We start from the raw sequence: 18721 nt of genomic DNA, 5'->3' as shown, positions 1-18721 counted from the left end.
TATAAACCGCCCCATATAAACCGCGCCATACATGCAAGAGGATCCCGGACGTGGAAGAAATCATCGAACAACTGCGTGAAGCCAACGAACCGGTACCGGTCCCCTTGGAGTTGCCCGACGAAGATCTGCTGGTCGAGATCGAAGAACAATTGTTCATCGACATTCCATTCGTCTTCAGAGAATTCCTGCTGACCGTCAGCGACGTGGTCTATGGCAGCCTGGAACCAGTCACCGTGACTGACCCGCAATCCCACACCTACCTGCCGGACGTTGCCGCCAACGCCTGGGATGCAGGCGTCGATCGCAGCCTGATCCCGATCTGCCAGGATGGCGACGACTACTACTGCGTCGAAGAAGACGGCACCGTGGTGCTTTGGCAGGCCGAAGAAGAGCTGATCGCCGAAGAGACCTGGGAATCGGTATGGCACTGGGCGCGGGACGTCTGGCTGGAAAGCTGAGTCCTTCGCCCCACCTGGTCAATGCCCCGGCGAATCCTTGTGGTTTTCCAGGGTATCGAGCAAGGCCACCTGCATCCGCGTGTGCACGCGGATGAACCAGCGCCACAGCAGCGCCGCTACGGCGGCCGCGACCACGGCGATCAGGACCAGCAACTTGTTGGTCGGCAGAATACTGGCCGACAAGGCTGCCAACAGCAGGAAAATCACCAGCAGCGAGAGGATCGGGATCACTTCGGAGATCACCCGGCGCACTCGCTGCGTGTGACGGCCCGCCATCTCCGGTTTGACGCCCATTTCCGCCAGCAACATCGACAATGCCTTGAGCTTGCGATACGCGGCAATCAGGAATGGCAGCGACAGCAGCAGTGCCCCGCCCCAGATCAACGCTTTCTGCCAGCTCGGGTCGCCGATCCAGCCTTGCAGGTAAGTGGATATGCCTTCGGCGAAGTACGCGCCGGAAAAGAAGATCGCGATGACCAGCGCGAGGTTGACCCCCACCTGCAGCAAGATCCGCCGAATCATCGAGGCCAGCAATGCCCCCTGGCCTTGCGGCTGGATGCTGCGCAGCCATTCGCCATACATGCCCAATACGCGGCCCAGGCGCTGCGGCATCACGGCCGCCAGCTTGATCGACAGCGGGTCTGCTGCCCGGATCAGGTACGGCGTCATTAACGTCGTGAGCACTGAAACCGCCACGGCCACCGGATAGAGGAAGTTACTGGTGACCTGCAGGGTCATGCCCAGCGAAGCGATGATGAAAGAAAATTCGCCAATCTGTGACAGACCCATGCCGACGCGCAGTGAGGTCCGTCCGTCGTTGCCGGCGATAAAGGCGCCAATGCCGCAGGACAGCATCTTGCCGAGCACCACCGCCAGGGTGATCACGGCAATGGGCCAGGCGTATTGCAGCAGGATCTTCGGGTCGAGCATCAGGCCGATGGCGACGAAAAAAATCGCACTGAACAGGTCGCGAACCGGTTCGATCAGGCGCTCGATTTTCAGCAACTGCCGCGACTCAGCCATGATCGCGCCAATCAGGAACGCACCGAGCACCATGCTGTACTCAAGCTTGACCACCAGCAGGCAGAAGCCAAAACACAGGCCCAGCACGGTGATCAGCAGCATTTCATTGCTTTCGAATTTGGCCACATAGGCCAGCAGGCGCGGCACCAGCAGGATGCCGATGACCAGCGCGACGATCATGAACAGCGACAGCTTGCCGACGGTGGAGAATACCTCGCCCGAACTGACCGTGCCGCTGACCGCGATGCTCGACAGCAAGGCGATGATGCCGATGCCCAGGATGTCTTCGACGATCAGTACGCCGAATATCAACTGCGCAAAACGCTGGTTTTTCATCTTCAGGTCATTGAGCGCCTTGACGATGATGGTGGTCGAGGAAATGGCCAGGATCGCCCCGAGGAACAGCGAGTCCATTGTGTTCCAATCGAACCAGCGGCCGATTTCGTAGCCGATCCAGATCATCAGGACGATTTCCAGGAACGCCGCGATAAACGCCGTGGCACCGACCTTGAACAGCTTGCGCAGGCTGAACTCCAGGCCCAGGCAGAACATCAGGAAAATCACCCCCAGCTCAGCCAGGGTCTTGATGGTTTCTTCGTCGTGGATCAGGCCGAACGGCGGCGTGTGCGGGCCAATGATGAAGCCCGCCACGATGTAACCCAGCACCACCGGTTGCTTGAAACGATGGAAAAGCACGGTCACCACGCCCGCAACCAACATGATCACTGCCAGATCCTGAATAAAACTGATGGCATGCATGGCGTGGGGCTCCTTGGGTGACATGGCGCTTTTCGTGTAGGACTTTTCCCTTTGGTCTGGGCTTTTGCAGGGTAACACCGCGACTACGGGTGCAAAGGCGGTGCAATATATGGAAACAGATCGATTGGGCGTGACGGCGGTCGCCCGCGCGGCGTCCCGATATCTGTTGGTTTGAAAAAACCGCTGAAGCGCCCGCAGAGGTGCGTCCCTCAAACCTTGCCTTGACCCGTGAGAACGCTATGGAACCCGGAAACGCCCAACTGTCGATGACAGTATTGATGACCCCCGACATGGCCAATTTCTCTGGCAACGTGCACGGCGGCACCCTGCTCAAGTACCTCGACGAAGTGGCCTACGCCTGCGCCAGCCGTTATGCCGGCCGCTACGTGGTGACCCTGTCGGTGGACCAGGTGATTTTCCGAGAGCCGATCCATGTCGGTGAACTGGTGACCTTCCTTGCATCGGTCAACTACACCGGCAACACCTCCATGGAGGTGGGCATCAAGGTGGTGACCGAGAATATCCGTGAGCGCTCGGTACGCCATACCAACAGCTGCTTCTTCACCATGGTCGCGGTGGATGACCAGCGCAAACCCGCCCCGGTGCCACCGCTGCAACCTGTAAACAGTGAAGACAAGCGCCGTTACATGCAGGCCCAGCAACGTCGCCAGATTCGTCAGGAGCTGGAAAAGCGTTATCAGGAAATCAAGGGCGACGCCTGAAGCAACAAAGATCGCAGGCTGCGATCTTTTTGCCGCAACGCGGTTACAAACTGATCGGAGTCGCCTCGAACCGCACCCGCGGATGGGCGATCCGGTCCTGCGCCCGAACCAGCTCCAGTTCATAACTGGCGCTGGCCTGGGTTTCCAGCAACACCTCATGCACCGCCGACGCGGCGAATTCAAACGCCGCCACCAGGCTGTCGCCCAACAGGACGCGAGCCAGGAACAATCCGGACGTCAGGTCGCCAACACCCACCGGCTGACGCGGAAACGCCAGCAGCGGACGCTGCAGATGCCAGCTGCCTTCGGCCGTCACCAGCAACATCTCGAAGACATCGGCCTTTTTGCCCGGGTAGTCCAGGTGCTTGACCAGTACCGCCTTCGGCCCACGTGCCAGGAGCGCACGCGCCATCGCCAGGCAGTCGAACAGTGACTGCGGCTTGCGCCCCGAGAAACTGTCGAGCTCCAGTTGATTGGGGCACATGAAGTCGGCCACGCTGGCGGCCTCCTCCAGCAGGAAATCGCTGACTTCCGCCGGTACGCTGCAGCCCTTCTCCGGATGACCCATCACCGGGTCACACAGGTACAGCGCCTTGGGGTTGATCGATTTGATTCGCTCCAGCCCCGTCAGTATCGCCCTGCCCTGGGCCGCACTGCCGAGATAACCGGACAGCACCGCATCGCAATTTCCCAGCTCGCCAATGGCCGCGATACCTTCGACCAGATCGGGAATCTGGTGCGGCGCCAGCACGTCACCGGCCCACTGGCCATATTGGGTGTGATTGGAGAACTGCACGGTATTGAGCGGCCAGACATTCACCCCGACCCGCTGCATCGGGAAAACCGCGGCACTGTTGCCGGCGTGACCGAACACCACGTGGGACTGGATAGCGAGCAGATGGGGCGTACGTTTCATGCGGTGAGTTATCCGTAAAACGATTGAAATTCGAGCCGCGCAGTATGCGACTAAACGCAGCCTGTACGACAGACCGGCGACACAGTTAAGCTGACACTATCTTGTTGGAGCACCCTGTTGATGCTGACCCTTGGAAATATTTTAGTGCTGATGCTGTTCGCCACCGCGGGGGCCTGGCTGTGGCACAATCATGGCTTGCGCGAACACGCACTGGAGCGGGTCAAGCAGCATTGCGCCAAGCTCGGGATCGAGCTGCTGGATGGCAACGTGGCCTTGAAAAAAATCGCGTTCATCAAGGACGCCAATGGTCGGCGACGTTTGGCCCGAGTGTACAACTTCGAATTTACCGTGACCGGCGAAACCCGCCACAACGGTACCATCACCCAGTTCGGCCCACACAGCGCACAGATCGAGCTGGCGCCTTATCCCGTGCCATTCGACGACACTTCCACGGTGGTGGACGTGGTCAAGCCACGTGCCGAGGTGATCGAGCTGAGCCAGTGGCGTCAGGAACACACCAAGTGGCGGCCTTGAATCAACAGATCCCACGATCCCTGTAGGAGCTGCCGCAGGCTGCAATCTTTTGATCTTCACCCCAACCGACACCCGTCCAGACCTTTTTGCAGCACCTCAACATCCTGCAACTCACTGAAAATAAGCTCAATCCGCGAATCCTGCCGCCATTCACTACTTCTCCATTCCAGCACCGCGTTATCCAACGCATTCGCCGACACCCACCCCCCGGCGCTGTGGATAACCAACTTGGCGCGCCGCCATTCAAGGCCAACGAGCCACCGAGAGATCCTGTCAGTGTCGAACGCCTGGCTCGGATGCCAGCGCCAGCCAATGCTCCACCCGCCCTCCTGCTCCTGGCTCAGGCAAATCGGCAGCGCCGGATCTGTCCAGATCGCTGGCAACTGTGCCAGCCCCTTGGGCGTCACGAAGTTATCCACACCCGCCACCGCCCGAGCGTCCAGCCCCGGCAATTGGCTCAAAGGCATGGCCGCCTGGTGCGTCCAGTACAACGGGCGCCTCGGCAATTGCGCGGCGAGTTGCTGACGAGCGATCTCATCAAGGTGTTCCGACTTGTTCATCAACAACAGGCCGGCACTCTCCAGCGCGTCCTGTTGTGCCGCCGGTAGCGGCTTGCCCGCGGCAAGCGCCTGGGCGTCCAGTACCAGAACACAGGGTTGAACGCTCAGGACACCTTGCCACGGCGCTTCGCGCAACTGCCTGAGCAACTGCGCCGGGTGCCCCAGCCCGGACGGCTCGATGAACAGTCGATCCGGTCGCGCCTTGCGCAGCAAACGGCCGAGACCGACCTGAAACGGCGCACCGTTGACGCAACATAAACAGCCCCCGGCCACTTCACCCAGTGCGATACCATCGGCATCACGGGTCAACAACGCGGCATCGATACCGATCTGACCGAACTCGTTGATCAACACCGCCCAGCGCTCGCCAGCGGGACGTTGTGCCAGCAGGTGCTTGATCAGGCTGGTCTTGCCGGCGCCCAATGGCCCGGCGATGACATGGGTGGGTATGTTCTGCAACATGGTCGAAGGTGTCTGAGGAGGTCAGGATGCGGTGGATAGGATGGTCGTTGCTGCTGGCGCTCAATGGCAGCGAGGCGCTGGCCCAGGCGTGCGTGGTCCACAGTCAGGCGGAACGGCTCGACGTGAAAGTCTGCCAGCAGAACCGCAATATTCCAGAAAAACTCTTCGCCGACGGATTCTGCCAGCCAAACCTTGCAGGGCAGAAAGTCGAGGTGCAGTACGTCGACCATTGCCCTGGTGGGGCGTTCGGTGTGTGCAGCAACGCCCAAGTCGCCAATATGCCCTACCGGCAGGATATTCACTATTACGGCGTTGCCACGGATGCGGCGTACTTGAAGCCGTTTTGCGAAACCCGGAGCCAGGGAACCTGGCTCAAGCCTTGAGGATCAGGCGGCGTCTTCATGCCAAGGGCCGAACGGATCAGGCAACAAGCCCCAACCCTCTGCGTCCAGCAGCATTTCCTCATCGTTCAGCAGGCAGTCGTCGAGCTCTGCGTTGAGTAGTACGAAATCGATGTTCTGGCCGATGAACACCAGTTCCTGCCGGCAATCGCCGCTGGCAGCTTCCCAGTTCTTCAGGATGGCGGCGCTGCTTTCCGGGTCCTGTGGCCACTGCTCCTTCGGCACGAAACGCCACCAACGCCCGGCAAAACCATAACGCATCATCCCGCCGGCCTGGGACCAGCTGCCGGCCTCCTTGTGTTTGCTTGCCAGCCAGAAGAAGCCCTTGGAGCGCAGTAGCCGGCCATTGAGCCATGGACCGTTGATGAAGTTGAAGAACCGCTGCGGATGGAAGGGACGACGCGAGCGATAGGCAAAGGACGCGATGCCGTATTCGTCGGTTTCAGGCACATGTTCGCCGCGCAACTCCTGCAACCAGCCCGGCGCTTGCGCCGCCCTCTCGAAGTTGAAGCAACCGGTATCGAGGATCTTCTCCAGGGGCACTTCGCCCATGACCATGGGGATGATCTGTGCCTGCGCGTTGAGCCGTTCGAGGATCGCCATCAACTCCTCGCGTTCACGGCGGCTGATCAAGTCGATCTTGCTGATCAGGATGACGTCGGCGAACTCGACCTGCTCGATCAACAGCTCGGTGATCGCGCGCTCATCCCCCTCGCCCAGTGTCTCGCCACGGGAAGCCAGGCTTTCGGCGGCCTGGAAGTCGAGCAGGAAATTCATGCCATCGACCACGGTGACCATGGTGTCGAGCCGGGCGATGTCGGAGAGGCTCTGGCCGTTTTCGTCACGGAAAGTGAAGGTCTCCGCCACGGGCAGCGGTTCTGAAATGCCGGTGGATTCGATCAACAGGTAATCGAAACGACCGTCTCGGGCGAGTGCGCCAACCTCCTCCAGCAAGTCTTCGCGCAACGTGCAACAGATGCAGCCGTTGCTCATTTCCACGAGCTTCTCTTCTGCACGATTGAGACTGACATCGCGCTGGACCTCGCTACCGTCTATGTTGATTTCACTCATGTCGTTGACGATAACGGCGACTCTCAGGCCATCTCTATTACGTAATATGTAATTAAGAAGTGTACTTTTTCCAGCACCTAAAAAGCCCGACAGGACTGTCACGGGAAGGCGATTGGGCATCAGGTGTTCCTCACAGGGCCATTCATAAAAAATCTATCGCTGCTCGAATGTTATCATATAACATTACATTAACACTTCAACGATGGATCGACCCCATGAACGCGCTGACTCTGCCGGACATCGCCGCGCAGGCCTCACGCCAAGCCCTGCCACTGGAGTGGGTGGGCATGTGTGGCATTGCACTTCCTGTTTTACTCGATGGCAAACTATTGTCTGCAACGGCTGATGCTGGAGTGAGCCTCGATAATGGCGAGGCTCGGGGTATTCACATGTCGCGGCTGTACCTGGCGCTGGAAATGCTTGAGCACGAAACGCTCTCGCCGGATCTGCTGCGGCGAGTTTTGCGCAGCTTCCTGAACAGTCACGAAGGTCTGTCCAACAGCGCTTACCTGAACATTCACACCGATCTGCTGTTGAAAAGACCGGCACTCATCAGTCCATTGGCTGGCTGGAAAAGCTATCCCGTGAGCATAGAAGCACGTTTGAAAAACGCGATGTTCCACGTGGAACTAAAAATAGCCCTGCCTTATTCCTCAACATGCCCTTGTTCAGCCGCGCTATCCCGACAACTGATTCAACAGCAATTCGTCGATGACTTTGCTGGTCGGGCTTTGCATCGCACCGAGGTACTGGCTTGGCTCGGCTCCGCCGAAGGCATCGTCGCGACACCCCACAGCCAACGCAGCACGGCGCAATTGAGTCTGCGTCTGCACGAGTATCTGGATGAGCTGCCACTGATCGCAGTCATCAACGACGCCGAAGCAGCCCTCGGCACCGCCGTACAAACCGCCGTCAAGCGCGCTGATGAGCAGGCATTCGCCTTGGCAAACGGACAGAACCTGATGTTCTGCGAAGATGCCGCTCGGCGCTTGAACCTGGCCCTGAAACGCTCACCCGGCATCCGCGGCTTCCAGATACGGGTCATCCATGCTGAAAGTCTGCATGCCCACGATGCCGTCGCCGAAAGCCGCTGGAACTGGGAGGCCGCCTGATGCGTTCAGGGGCGTTTCTTTAAGGTATTTACCGTGAACGTGGTGTATACCCATATCGGTCTGGTACGCGACTACAAGGGCCCTGCAGCACGAGTTTCGAATGGACACGACAAACGTCTAGATGACAGCGACCGGGGATGGATCTAAGGTTTATCCGCTACGCATGTGATCGAAGCATTCGAGAACAACAATCATGATCCAGATCACCTTGCCCGATGGTTCAATGCGTGAATACGATCAACCGCTGTCCGTGCATGAGGTTGCCGCAAGTATTGGCCCCGGGCTGGCCAACGCTGCGGTAGCGGGCCGGGTGGACGGCCTGTTGGTGGACTGTGAATTCATGATCCGGGCCAGTGCCCGGGTCAGCATCGTGACGCCGCAGGAACCCGATGGACTGGAGATCCTCCGGCGCTCCTGTTCGCTGATGCTGGCAATGGCGGTCAAGCAACTGCACGCCCATGCTCAATTGCGCACCGGCTCGGCGCTGGGTGACGGGTTCTTTTGCGAGTTCAGTGTCGAGCGCCCAATGATGAGCACTGATCTGCCGCTGATCGAAGCGCGCATGCAATCATTGGCAGCGACCAACCATTCGATCCGCCGCAGTCAGAGCCACTCCCCGTCTTCCCCCAATCTGTCGCTGTACCGCCTCGGCGACTCCGACTATTTGACCAGCGGCCCGCATGTCCCGACCACCAGGGTCCTGCAGGCCTTTGCCCTCGATCACATCAACGGCACCTTGCAGCAACGCATCTATGGCACCTGTTGGTCCAGTCACCAGGAGTTGCAGCATTGGCGCCTGCCGGCCCATGTGGTGGTGGTCAGCATGGATGACCGTCAGACAAGCTATGCCCACGCAGTGACCGAACGTTTGCGCCGCAGTGGCGTGCGTGCCCTGGCGGATCTGCGTAACGAAAAGGTTCGCCACAAGATTCGCCATCACAGTCAGACGGTGCCGTACCTGGTGGTGGTCGGTGAAAAGGAAAGGGCTGGCGGGTATGTCAGCGTGCGCAATCGCAACGGGGAGGATTTTGGCAGGATGAAGGTTGAGGCAGTGTGTGAGTGGCTGGGTCAGCCGGGAATTGCTGGTGCCTGAACGAACGTCTTCGCGGGCAAGCCTCGCTCCTACAAGGCCAGGCTTGCCCGATAACGTTTAGGCCCGTGGCTTCACAGTCCCGCAGTCCTGACCCAACCAGACCGCGCGGGTATCGAGGCTACCCTTCTGCTGGATGCCGGTGGCGTTGAACGTACCATTGACCTTGGTGGTGAACTCGCGATCGCTGAGGAACGTGGCAACACCCGTGCCCTGGGCTTTCGGGCAGCTGAAACGGAACTTCCACTGGTTACCGGTGCGCTCGGTGATTTGCTGGGTGCAGCCCGATTGCGGGTCGGTCAGGGGAATGTTGTCGCTCTTGACCTGCTCTGGCGTCAGGCACGCCCGAATCCCTTTGCCGCCCATGGTGATGCCCTGTTTCTCCAGCTGCGCGCGCTGTTCAGGGGTCATCTGGCTTTGAATCTGGCCAAGGATCAGTTGCAAATCCGGCAGGTTCTGGTCATCGACTTTCATGTTGCTCGAGGTCAATTCCCACAAACCTGGCTGCAGCATCTGCGCCTGAGCCGCCACAGGAAGTACCAAACCAAATGCCATGGCCAAACCCAGCAGACGAACGTTCATCGAGTAACTCCTGATCAGTAGTGGCCGTTAGACGTCGCCGGCGGGCTTCGGTTCATGGGCCAATTAAATAGCGACATTCTGCACGGAACATGGTCTGTTAAGCATTGAATCTTCAGGAGCAAGGCTGCCCCCATGGATTATTTTGGACCGCATGTTTTTGGCTACGTCATCGCCCTGTTGCACTCATTGGGCTTGATTGCGGCAATCCACGCCGTATTGACCGTCCGCACCGCCCAAGGCTCGATTGCCTGGGCTTTGTCATTGTTGTTCATGCCCTACCTGACACTCATCCCCTATCTGGTATTCGGCCGCAGCTCCTTCGACGCTTATATCAAGGCACGGCGCCAAGCCAACGAGGAGATGCGCAAGGCTGTCTCTGAACTCAACTGGCGGCCATGGGTGGAGGAAGCCCTCACCGCCCGCGCTTCCAGCGCCTACGCATCGCTAAGGGCGATGCCGAAGCTGGGACGCATGCCCTGCCTGGCAAACAATGAAGTGCACTTGCTGATCAATGGCCAGGCGACCTTCGAGGCGATTTTCCACGCCATCAGCCAGGCCAGAGAAGCTGTGTTGGTCCAGTTCTTCATCATCCACGATGACCGCCTGGGCCGACGCCTGCGCGACCTGCTGCTGCAAAAAGCCAGCGAAGGCGTGTCGATTTACCTGCTCTACGACCGTATCGGCAGCCACTCCCTGCCCCATGGTTATGTCCAGTCGCTGCGCGATGGCGGCGTTGCGGTCAAAGCCTTCGCCACCCGCAGCGGCTGGCTCAATCGCTTCCAGGTCAACTTTCGCAACCACCGCAAGATCGTGGTCGTCGACGGCATTCTTGGCTTTGTCGGTGGCCACAACGTAGGCGACGAATACATGGGCGAGAAACCACCCCTGGCACCGTGGCGCGATACCCATGTGCAGGTACGGGGGCCGGTGGTGGCCTGCATGCAGGAGTCCTTCGCCGAAGACTGGTTCTGGGCGGCCCGGGAATTACCACAGCTGATTCTCCCGGAGGTGTATCCGGACGACGGAGTGCTTTGCCAAATGCTCGCCAGCGGCCCGGCGGACGCCTACGAAACCTGCTCGCTGTTCTTCGTCGAAGCGATCCATGCAGCGACCGAACGCGTGTGGATCACCAGCCCTTATTTCATCCCCGACGAAGCGGTCCTCGCGGCGTTGCGCCTGGCGGTCTTGCGCGGCGTCGATGTGCGGCTCCTGCTGCCGTCGCGGCCCGACCACCGCATCGTCTACGCCGCTTCCAGCCTCTATGCCTTCGAAGCCGTGCGCGCGGGTGTGCGGGTGTTCCGCTACGAACCCGGGTTCCTGCATCAGAAAGTGGTGCTGATCGACAGTGAAATCAGCGCCATTGGCAGCGCCAACATGGACAACCGTTCGTTTCGCTTGAATTTCGAAGTGATGCTGCTGACGGTCGACAGGGCGTTTGCCGCACAGGTGGAGCAGATGCTCAATGACGACTTCGACCTGGCACACGAAATCGCCAAGGATGAAGGCCGGGAGACCCGCCGCTTGCAGCAGGTCGGCATGCGGGTCGCCCGGCTTATTTCACCCATCCTCTAGGGATTGTAGATATCGTCTCGCGTCCACGGCAGCTCATGGCTGCCATCGGCGTGGGCCTTCACCGCGAGAATCTGGTGCAGGTTGATCCAGCCACGGGCGAAGGCGTAGGCACAGCCGGCCAGGTACAGGCGCCAGATACGCAAGGCTTGATCAGGCACCAGTTTCGAAGCGGCCTCAAGGTTGTCTTCCAGGTGTTCGCTCCAGTGATCCAGGGTCCGCGCGTAATGCAGGCGCAAACTCTCGACGTCGACGATTTCCAGCCCTGCTTCACTGATCTCGGCAGAGATCATCGACAGGTGCGGCAGCTCGCCGTTGGGGAACACGTATTTCTCGATGAACTCACCCGCACCGCGCCCAACGGGACGCCCATCGGTGTGCTTGGCGGTGATCCCGTGGTTCATCACCAGGCCGCCCTCTTTCACCGCGCCGAACAGGGTTTTGCAGTACTCGGCCAAGTTCGCATGACCGACGTGTTCGAACATGCCGACGCTGACCACCTTGTCGAAGCGCCCGTCCTGAGGCAGGTCGCGGTAGTCGAGTAACTGCAGCTCGACCAGGTCCTCCAGGCCTTCCTCTTTAACACGCTCACGTGCCAGGTCCAGTTGCGCTTTACTGAGGGTAATCCCGAAAACTTTCGCACCGAATTCACGAGCCGCATACCGCGCCAACCCGCCCCACCCGCAACCGACATCCAGCAAATACTCGCCAGGTTGCAGCCGCAACTTGCGACACAGGTGGCGGAATTTTGCTTGCTGGGCTTGCTCAAGGGTTTCGCTGCCGGTCTCGAAATAGGCGCAGGAATAGGCCATGTCGCTGTCGAGCCACAGCTGATAAAACGCGTTGGACAGGTCGTAGTGGTAGGAAATCGCCTTGGCATCCGTCTCCTTGTCGTGGGCGGTGCGCACAGGCTGGCTGTCGAGATCACCGAGCAATGCATGACTCCACTCATCACAGACGCGGATCACGTCACTGATGGAACCTTCCAGCTCGAGTTTGCCCTCGACGAACGCCGCCCCGAGCGCGTCCAGGCTAGGGTGGGTGAACTGGGACACCATTTGTGGGTCCTTGACCACAATTGTGACACTGGGCGTCGGCCCCAGATTGAATTCGTGGCCGTCCCAGAGTCGCAGGCGTAACGGTAACTGCAGATTCTGTAAGGCCGGTGGAAGTTGCGCGAGCATGGAAAATCCCCCTTGTTTCAGACGTCTGCTGTGAGATTAGTCCATCCTTGAAAAATAGCTGGCTATCGATTGGATAGCGGTCCCCTATGAGTCCAAGACTGGCCTGAATTCACAGAAATGACCGCTCTCACCTAAAGTGACTGCAAATCCGGCGTACAGTTCTGAATTTCTCAGAACCCGTCCTTGAGCTTGAGCAAAGGCTCCTGAAAGCGCAGTAAACGCCCGGCATTGCCCAACACCAACAACGTACTGAGGTTATGCAGCAACGCCGCGATCATCGCACCGGCTGCCCCGAGCCAGCCAAACGCCGCGAAAGCCACGATTGCCAAGGTCCAGCCCAGACCGATGATCACGTTGACTTGCAAGGTCTGACGACACTGACGACTCAAGCGCACGCAGGTGCCGAGGCGACGCAGGTCGCTGCCTATCAACACGATATCTGCGGAAGCCAGCGCGATGTCTGCCCCGCCCGCGCCCATCGCCACACCAACAACGCCAGCCTTGAGCGCCAGGGAATCGTTGATGCCATCGCCCACCACCATGGGACGAAAACCGTTACTGATTTCTTTCAGCACGCGATTCAGTTTGTCCTCGGGCATGGCCTGCGCCTCGACTTCACTGATGCCGACATCCCGAGCGAGCGCGTGAGCAACGCTGTGCCGGTCGCCGGTGAGTAACAGCTGGCGACCCAAGCCAAGGTCCCTGAGCTCGCCCAAGGCAAACTTCGCTTCGGGTTTGACGCTGTCGGCCAACAACAGCCAGGCGAGAAACTCACCGTTGAGCGCCAGCCCGGCAATGGGGCCGTCGTGCCCAGGGACGTCTGAGGTCGTTATACCCAACTGGGCGAACAACTCCGGCCGCCCAAGCGCGGCCTCGCCCTGCACCGTCATGGCCACCACCCCCAGCCCCTGACGCTCGTGAATATCCGCCAGCGGCAGAAAATGCTCTGGTGTCACCAGCCCGGACAGCGCCCGGCTGACCGGGTGACTGCTGGCGGAACCGAGGCTGGCGGCGAGTTTCAGGACGTGGTTGCGATCCGCCAACGGGCTGTCGATGGATTGCAGGCGCAAGGTGCCAAAGGTCAGTGTTCCGGTCTTGTCGACCACCAGCGATGTCAGATCTGCCAGCTCCTCGAGAAACGCCGAGCTGCGAATCAGAATGCCGTGTCGCGCTGCCACCGCTACCCCGGCAATGGCCGTTGCGGGTGCCGACAACACCAACGCACAAGGACAGGCAGCCACCAACACTGCGAGCATGGCCTGGGCATCGTTGGTGATGAACCAGGTAACAGCGGCCAACAGCAACACCAGCACCAGATAGCTGCCAGCGTAACGCTCCAGCAACCGGGTGATCGGCGGCTTGGATCGCTCGGCGTTCTGCATCAGCGCGATCACTTTGCCGAGGGTCGATTCGTCGCCGGTTCGAGTCACTTCAATGCGCAGCAGGCCGTCGAGATTGATCGCCCCACCAAATACGGCCATGCCGATGCCCGCCTCCATCGGCACTGACTCGCCGGTAATGGATGCGGTGTCCAGGCTCGCCTGGCCGGACAGCACCCGGCCATCCGCCGGTACCCGATCACCCGCTCGGACTTCCACCCGATCGCCCGCCCTCAGCGTAGCGTTGTCGACCTCGACGACGGAGCCGTCAGCCTGAACCTTGCGCGCGTGGCTGCGTGTCAGTTTGCCGAGGGCATGAATGGCTTCCTGGGAACCGATCACGCTGCGCTCTTCCAGCACATGGCCGAAGATCATGATGATCGGCAGCAATGCTGCAGTCAGCAAATCGCCTGTTGCCCACGCGCCGAGCATGGCCAAGGCGATCAATTGATCGGTGATGCCGTGCAGACTCGGATACCGCAAGCTGTACCAGGCCGAACGCATCACGGGCACGGCCACCAGCACGGAAGCAAAACCCAGCAGCAATTGACTGACCCCGGTCTGTTCCGGCGACAGCCAGCGCCATACGAGGCCCAGCGTGAGCAAGCCGAGTGCGAGCATGGCCAGTGTTAGTTGGCGCGCGGCGCTGCGCTGTTCGGCCGAGGACAACAGGCTCGGTGCAGCGGCGGATTGACCGGTCATTGTGCAGCCCCCTGGATGATCAGGCGGGAATCGTCTTTCGGATCAACCGTGGTGACTGAGCCGGCCTGACCGAGAATTTTCGGCATCCGCTCCCGGTAGATTCGCAGCAACATTTGCGGGTCCACACCCGTTTGTTGCGTGCTGGCCAGACTCGTCACCGTGGCGGTATCGGCAGACGCTTTCGCCAGCCGTTCACTCGCCTGGGCGTGGGCGACTTGCAGTGTGCGGTCGGCTTGTTCGTTGGCGGCCTGGATCAGCTTCTCGGCTTCAGTGCGCGCGTTGGCCACGGCTTTGTCGGCTTGCTGGCTGGCGGTCAGTACGGCGTTGAAGGCGTTGACTGCAGGACCCGGCAGACTCGATTGCACATCGACCCGCGCCACTTCGATCCCCAGCCCCTGCCCCGTCGCAGCCAATTGCGCGAGGCGTTGGTTGATGCCTTGTACCAAGTCACCCCGCAAACGCTCGCGCCTTTCGGCTGCCTGATTATCAGCACCGATCAACTCCGGTCGTGCGACCAGGATAGTGTCCAGATCTCTTGCAGCGGTGAGCGCCACGGCGCAGCGGGTCACCAAACGATCCAGGGCCGGCAGCACATGCTCGCCTTGAAGCACGAAGGCATAGGGCTGCGTGACTTTGTAGAAAACCCGTACATCCAGTTGCACCACACCGGCATCCCCCGTCAGCAAATAACCGGAACCTGCCAGTGCATCACTGATCGGCGTGGCAAAACTGGCCACGCGATCCGCCTGCAAGGCGGCGTCAGTGCGCAGCAGGTTTTCCACCCGACGCTCGATTACCCGATCCGCCGCCGGCAACAAAACAACCTGTTCAAACGGTTGCGGCCAAGCCAAAAGCAAACCGGCATTCTGGATGCGATCCAGCGCGCCGAAGTGCAAAACCACCGCGCGATTCTGTGGATCAATCTGCCGCACATTGGAAAACGCCCACACCAAAGCGGCCAACACCGTTACCGCATACAGGGCGAGAAACGCCAAGCGTCCGGCCTGAATCCACGGGCTGCTCATCTCAATTGTTCCACGTGGAACCAAATTCATGGCTTCGATCCGGGTCTGTTTTCGAGCGTAGGCGGACCTTCAACCAGCGCGCGGAAAGGCGCGGCGTCGGTACGCAGGATCAATTTCGTCCCCGGCGTGACCACGGTGCCAAGGGTGTCGAGCGAGCGCAGCAGGTTGTAAAGCTCTGGTGAGCTGGCGTAGGCGCGACCATAAATCTGCGCAGCTTCGACCCGGGATTGCGCCTCGATGTCAGCCGCCTTCACCGTGGCATCGGCCTGGATGATTCGCGCATCACGTTCAGCGGCAGAGCGAATTTGCGCCGCTTCGCGCTTGCCGATGGCGGTGCGTTCAGTGGCGATGGTTTCACGCTCGGCACGCATGCGATCGACCGTCGCCGTGAGCGTGACCGATGGCAAGGTCAAGCGCTCGATGCCCACTTGCAGCACTCGCACGCCATAGGTGGCCAGCAACTGCTGATCAATCTGCTTACGCAACTGCGCTTCGAAATCGGCGATGTGCACCTGATTGGCGTCGGTGTTCACAAGGTTAGCCAGATCGAAACTGCTGGCCGTCGTTTCCAGGGCCGAGCCAACGAAGGTGCGAATCTGCCGTGCCGCTTCGTCCGGCTGGTTTTGCACGGCGCGCATGAAGCGCTGCACATTGTCCGGATCACCCTGCACCTGCCAGGCCACATAAGCCTGAACGATGATGCGCAAACCATCGCGCGTACCCACATCCTGTAAACCACTGGATGTCGTGCGCAACCGAAGATCCACAGGGATCGCTGCTTCGAACGGCGCCGGCCAGCGCCAGCCAAGGCCCGGTTCCAACAACACTCGCGAGGGGTTGCCGAAACGCGTGATGACCGTGGCTTCCCCCGATCGTACCTGCACCAGGCTCGCGGCCGCCACGGCAAACGCCACCAATAAAACTGCCCAGCCCATGCGTCGCCAAGGGAATGGGCCGGCTTCCTGTGGATCGCCGTGGTGGTGATGGTGATGACCGTGGTGATGTCCGCCATGGCCGTGATCGTGGCCACTGTGATCGTGATCATGAGTAGGTAGCTGGCTCAATGGGCGGCTCCTGGCTGAGCAGTTTTACGCGACAGCGCAGGGTCTGCCGGCAACGTGAACGTACGGAGATCGATGGTCGGCGCATTGTTGTTGCCGCCCAGGCGATGATCGAGGACCAACAGCCTGGCATTGGTCAGGCCCTGGGAAAGTTGACTGAGGTATTGCTCCAGCACGAAGGCCTGGCCGGCATTCGCACAGGCCTTTTGTTCGGCGGTAAATTTCAAGTCGGTGGCTTTGGCCGTCGCGTTGATTTCATGGGCAGTCGCCATGGCCTGGTCTCGGGCAATGCTCGCTTGCAACTGCGCCTGGTGGGTGGCCTCAGCGGCAGCTCCACGTTCACGGGCGATCAAGGCCTGCGCGCCGATCTGCGCTGCTTGCACACCGTGATAGGCATTGGCGGCCCCCGCAGGGGGATGAATGGCTTCGACTACCGTGGCGAGAATTTCCACACCGCTGTCGAGTTTTTCCAGGTCGGCCTGAACGGCACGGCCAATCTCTTCGGCCAGCCCTACCCGATCCTCACCGAGCAAACCGTCGAGGGTTCGTGAGGCAAAGTCGTGGACCAGAATGCGGCTGGCGGTACTGCGAATCAGGGTCGGCACATCGGCGCTGTTGTAGGTCGCCGCCAATGCCGCCTGATCGCTCAAACCGATGCGATAAACAAAACGCACGTCCATGTTGACGATCTGGAAGCTCTGCTTGTCGGCACGGCTGCTGGCAATCACCTGGGATTTGTCATTCACATGGCTGGCGTCCCACAACCGGTTGGCGGTCATTGGTGCCGGGCCGTCGGCGGGGTCTGCCTGCACCGGTACCGACGTTTCGCCGACACTGGTGGCCAACTCGTGAACCACTCCGTTTTCGACAGCCAACACCCGGCCCAACGGCCACGGTAAACCTGCGTGCAAACCTGGCCCCAACACGGTTACCGGTTTGCCGAAGCGCTCGTAGATACCCCGCCCTTGCAGCGGTATTTCGTGGACACCGGTCAGTGACCAACCGACGAAGGCCACGACGCCCAGCACAGGTATAAATGCCCGGCGCATGTAAGTGAAAGCCCAGACCTGCCGAAGGTCGATGCCGAAGCGATGGTGCAATTCGTGTTGCAGCGCCAGCAACGGCTGCGGCGGCCAGCGCAACAAGTCGGCGCCAAAACTACGCGCCAGCAAAGGAGGTTCCAATTGTTCGCGGTGAGGGCTGAACAGTGACAGCACGGCACGCAGCAGTAACTCGAAGGCAACGAACCCCGGCAGCAGGCCGATCAGTACCACCAGGCGCACCGGCCAAACCGACGTTTCCTTGACGAAGAACAGGCATGCCGCGCCCAGTACCAGGCTGACGATGACCATGCGAGTCAGTTGCGCCAAGGTGCCTGCCTCGGGCCATTGAGCGCCGTTTTCCTGAGCCAGCTGACGCTCCAGAACCAGCAAACCAAAGGCCAGCGTTAACGCCACGGTCGCACCGATAGTGGCCGACACTCCCAGCGCCGCGGGCGGCAAATCAAGGTTCCATGCCTGTTCGACGCACAGCAATGCCAGCAACACCCAACCACCCAGCCACAGCGTCGGGGCACCGATTTTCCTGAGTAGCATCAGCCAACGCTGACTGAAATCCTCCAGCAGCCGTTCGTACCAGCCCTCAGGAACTTCAGCCTCATCAGCGTCGGCCACCGGTGCCAAGGGATTCATCGCGCGCGCACGCCATTGCGTTACCCACCAGGCGGATTGCAAGCCAGCGACCAATACCAGCAACGCCGCGCTCTGATTGAACAACAAAGCAGGCCAAAGGGTTTGCGGCGCAAACAACCCGATAAAAAAACCCAGCACCAGGCCCAGAGCCGCGAGCGTACCCAGGCCGATGGCGAATCGGCGCAATCGTTGCCTTTGAAAAACCGCCTGCTGAAAGCGCGGCAGCCTGGCTACCTGCGCTCCATCATCACCCTCTTCGAGATCGACTTGCATATCACCCCAGTGTTTATCTTTGCCCCATCTAGTTACGATATAACAGTACTGGTGAAATTTTCGTACTCAAGTCGCCCTATCTAAAGATGCATTACCTGTCGCTAGGCTGAAGCCTTGACCGAAATGCATCGGAAGGCTCATATTACG

The 18721-nt window shown here is 60.1% G+C and carries 17 protein-coding genes; 7 read left to right on the top strand and 10 right to left on the bottom strand.

Translation table 11 applies throughout. From position 1 onward, the window contains the following. Positions 1 to 50 precede the first annotated feature (50 nt). Positions 51 to 458: an SMI1/KNR4 family protein gene (locus SOP95_RS14060; protein ID WP_003187120.1), complete on the top strand. Its 408-nt coding sequence runs from the start codon at positions 51 to 53 to the stop codon at positions 456 to 458. Between the two features lie 18 nt (positions 459 to 476). Here the strand turns inward: SOP95_RS14060 and SOP95_RS14055 are convergent, their stop codons facing one another. Continuing rightward, positions 477 to 2240 (bottom strand): cation:proton antiporter, encoded by a 1764-nt coding sequence (locus tag SOP95_RS14055; RefSeq protein ID WP_274073752.1) that lies wholly within the window; start codon positions 2238 to 2240, stop codon positions 477 to 479. Between the two features lie 239 nt (positions 2241 to 2479). On the opposite strand from SOP95_RS14055, the gene SOP95_RS14050 reads away from it, so the two are divergent. Next, entirely contained in the window at positions 2480 to 2962 is a 483-nt protein-coding gene (locus SOP95_RS14050; RefSeq protein WP_020797950.1) for an acyl-CoA thioesterase, read from the top strand. A 43-nt stretch (positions 2963 to 3005) separates the two neighbouring features. Here the strand turns inward: SOP95_RS14050 and pdxY are convergent, their stop codons facing one another. Next, on the bottom strand, positions 3006 to 3878 hold the full coding sequence (gene pdxY, locus SOP95_RS14045; protein ID WP_274073753.1) for a pyridoxal kinase PdxY: 873 nt from the start codon (positions 3876 to 3878) through the stop codon (positions 3006 to 3008). Between the two features lie 120 nt (positions 3879 to 3998). Between pdxY and SOP95_RS14040 the strand changes: the two genes are divergently transcribed. After that, a complete protein-coding gene (locus SOP95_RS14040; protein WP_323607386.1) occupies positions 3999 to 4412 on the top strand; it encodes a DUF3301 domain-containing protein in 414 nt (137 codons plus the stop codon). Positions 4413 to 4468: 56 nt separating this feature from the next. Here the strand turns inward: SOP95_RS14040 and SOP95_RS14035 are convergent, their stop codons facing one another. Then, positions 4469 to 5434, bottom strand: coding sequence for a CobW family GTP-binding protein (locus tag SOP95_RS14035; protein WP_323607385.1), 966 nt, complete (start codon positions 5432 to 5434; stop codon positions 4469 to 4471). A 26-nt stretch (positions 5435 to 5460) separates the two neighbouring features. On the opposite strand from SOP95_RS14035, the gene SOP95_RS14030 reads away from it, so the two are divergent. Beyond that, the gene (locus SOP95_RS14030) at positions 5461 to 5817 is read left to right on the top strand and encodes an NADH:ubiquinone oxidoreductase (protein WP_274073756.1); all 357 of its coding nucleotides are present in this window, start codon (positions 5461 to 5463) and stop codon (positions 5815 to 5817) included. A gap of 3 nt (positions 5818 to 5820) precedes the next feature. Here SOP95_RS14030 and zigA read toward each other — a convergent pair whose 3' ends face one another. Continuing rightward, positions 5821 to 7026 (bottom strand): zinc metallochaperone GTPase ZigA, encoded by a 1206-nt coding sequence (gene zigA / locus SOP95_RS14025; RefSeq protein WP_323607384.1) that lies wholly within the window; start codon positions 7024 to 7026, stop codon positions 5821 to 5823. Positions 7027 to 7121: 95 nt separating this feature from the next. On the opposite strand from zigA, the gene folE2 reads away from it, so the two are divergent. Further along, entirely contained in the window at positions 7122 to 8018 is an 897-nt protein-coding gene (folE2, locus tag SOP95_RS14020; protein ID WP_323607407.1) for a GTP cyclohydrolase FolE2, read from the top strand. Between the two features lie 193 nt (positions 8019 to 8211). Continuing rightward, complete coding sequence (locus SOP95_RS14015) at positions 8212 to 9111, top strand: His/Gly/Thr/Pro-type tRNA ligase C-terminal domain-containing protein (RefSeq protein WP_274073758.1); 900 nt, start codon at positions 8212 to 8214, stop codon at positions 9109 to 9111. Positions 9112 to 9168: 57 nt separating this feature from the next. Here the strand turns inward: SOP95_RS14015 and SOP95_RS14010 are convergent, their stop codons facing one another. After that, on the bottom strand, positions 9169 to 9690 hold the full coding sequence (locus SOP95_RS14010; protein WP_323607383.1) for a DUF3617 domain-containing protein: 522 nt from the start codon (positions 9688 to 9690) through the stop codon (positions 9169 to 9171). Positions 9691 to 9822: 132 nt separating this feature from the next. On the opposite strand from SOP95_RS14010, the gene cls reads away from it, so the two are divergent. Then, complete coding sequence (gene cls / locus SOP95_RS14005; RefSeq protein ID WP_274073760.1) at positions 9823 to 11262, top strand: cardiolipin synthase; 1440 nt, start codon at positions 9823 to 9825, stop codon at positions 11260 to 11262. Here the strand turns inward: cls and cfaB are convergent. The 5 genes from cfaB to SOP95_RS13980 all read right to left on the bottom strand — a co-directional run bounded on the left by cfaB (position 11259) and on the right by SOP95_RS13980 (position 18574). Beyond that, positions 11259 to 12443, bottom strand: coding sequence for a C17 cyclopropane fatty acid synthase CfaB (cfaB, locus tag SOP95_RS14000; RefSeq protein ID WP_274073761.1), 1185 nt, complete (start codon positions 12441 to 12443; stop codon positions 11259 to 11261). The genes cls and cfaB overlap by 4 nt on opposite strands. Positions 12444 to 12613: 170 nt before the next feature. After that, a complete protein-coding gene (locus SOP95_RS13995) occupies positions 12614 to 14524 on the bottom strand; it encodes a heavy metal translocating P-type ATPase (RefSeq protein WP_323607382.1) in 1911 nt (636 codons plus the stop codon). Then, on the bottom strand, positions 14521 to 15579 hold the full coding sequence (gene hflK, locus SOP95_RS13990; RefSeq protein ID WP_323607381.1) for a protease modulator HflK: 1059 nt from the start codon (positions 15577 to 15579) through the stop codon (positions 14521 to 14523). The genes SOP95_RS13995 and hflK overlap by 4 nt, the downstream gene beginning before the upstream one ends. Continuing rightward, positions 15576 to 16613 carry a protease modulator HflC gene (gene hflC, locus SOP95_RS13985; RefSeq protein ID WP_323607380.1) on the bottom strand — a complete coding sequence of 346 codons (1038 nt, stop codon included), beginning with the start codon at positions 16611 to 16613 and terminating at the stop codon, positions 15576 to 15578. The genes hflK and hflC overlap by 4 nt, the downstream gene beginning before the upstream one ends. Continuing rightward, a complete protein-coding gene (locus SOP95_RS13980; protein WP_323607379.1) occupies positions 16610 to 18574 on the bottom strand; it encodes a protease modulator HflK in 1965 nt (654 codons plus the stop codon). Before SOP95_RS13980 ends, hflC begins: the two co-directional genes overlap by 4 nt. Positions 18575 to 18721 lie beyond the last annotated feature (147 nt).

Origin of the sequence: Pseudomonas sp. YuFO8 (assembly GCF_035065025.1) — a bacterium.
GTDB classification, from domain to species: domain Bacteria; phylum Pseudomonadota; class Gammaproteobacteria; order Pseudomonadales; family Pseudomonadaceae; genus Aquipseudomonas; species Aquipseudomonas putida_AE.
Note: the sequence above shows the minus strand (reverse complement) of the source record. Positions and strands in the feature narration are given on the sequence as shown.

Bases quoted from the DNA above. Each gene is read 5' to 3' on its own strand.
- SOP95_RS14055 (WP_274073752.1), bottom strand. From the start codon at position 2,240: ATGCATGCCATCAGTTTTATTCAGGATCTGGCAGTGATCATGTTGGTT.
- SOP95_RS14050 (WP_020797950.1), top strand. From the start codon at position 2,480: ATGGAACCCGGAAACGCCCAACTGTCGATGACAGTATTGATGACCCCC.
- pdxY (WP_274073753.1), bottom strand. From the start codon at position 3,878: ATGAAACGTACGCCCCATCTGCTCGCTATCCAGTCCCACGTGGTGTTC.
- SOP95_RS14040 (WP_323607386.1), top strand. From the start codon at position 3,999: ATGCTGACCCTTGGAAATATTTTAGTGCTGATGCTGTTCGCCACCGCG.
- SOP95_RS14035 (WP_323607385.1), bottom strand. From the start codon at position 5,434: ATGTTGCAGAACATACCCACCCATGTCATCGCCGGGCCATTGGGCGCC.
- SOP95_RS14030 (WP_274073756.1), top strand. From the start codon at position 5,461: ATGCGGTGGATAGGATGGTCGTTGCTGCTGGCGCTCAATGGCAGCGAG.
- zigA (WP_323607384.1), bottom strand. From the start codon at position 7,026: ATGCCCAATCGCCTTCCCGTGACAGTCCTGTCGGGCTTTTTAGGTGCT.
- folE2 (WP_323607407.1), top strand. From the start codon at position 7,122: ATGAACGCGCTGACTCTGCCGGACATCGCCGCGCAGGCCTCACGCCAA.
- SOP95_RS14015 (WP_274073758.1), top strand. From the start codon at position 8,212: ATGATCCAGATCACCTTGCCCGATGGTTCAATGCGTGAATACGATCAA.
- SOP95_RS14010 (WP_323607383.1), bottom strand. From the start codon at position 9,690: ATGAACGTTCGTCTGCTGGGTTTGGCCATGGCATTTGGTTTGGTACTT.
- cls (WP_274073760.1), top strand. From the start codon at position 9,823: ATGGATTATTTTGGACCGCATGTTTTTGGCTACGTCATCGCCCTGTTG.
- cfaB (WP_274073761.1), bottom strand. From the start codon at position 12,443: ATGCTCGCGCAACTTCCACCGGCCTTACAGAATCTGCAGTTACCGTTA.
- SOP95_RS13995 (WP_323607382.1), bottom strand. From the start codon at position 14,524: ATGACCGGTCAATCCGCCGCTGCACCGAGCCTGTTGTCCTCGGCCGAA.
- hflK (WP_323607381.1), bottom strand. From the start codon at position 15,579: ATGAATTTGGTTCCACGTGGAACAATTGAGATGAGCAGCCCGTGGATT.
- SOP95_RS13980 (WP_323607379.1), bottom strand. From the start codon at position 18,574: ATGCAAGTCGATCTCGAAGAGGGTGATGATGGAGCGCAGGTAGCCAGG.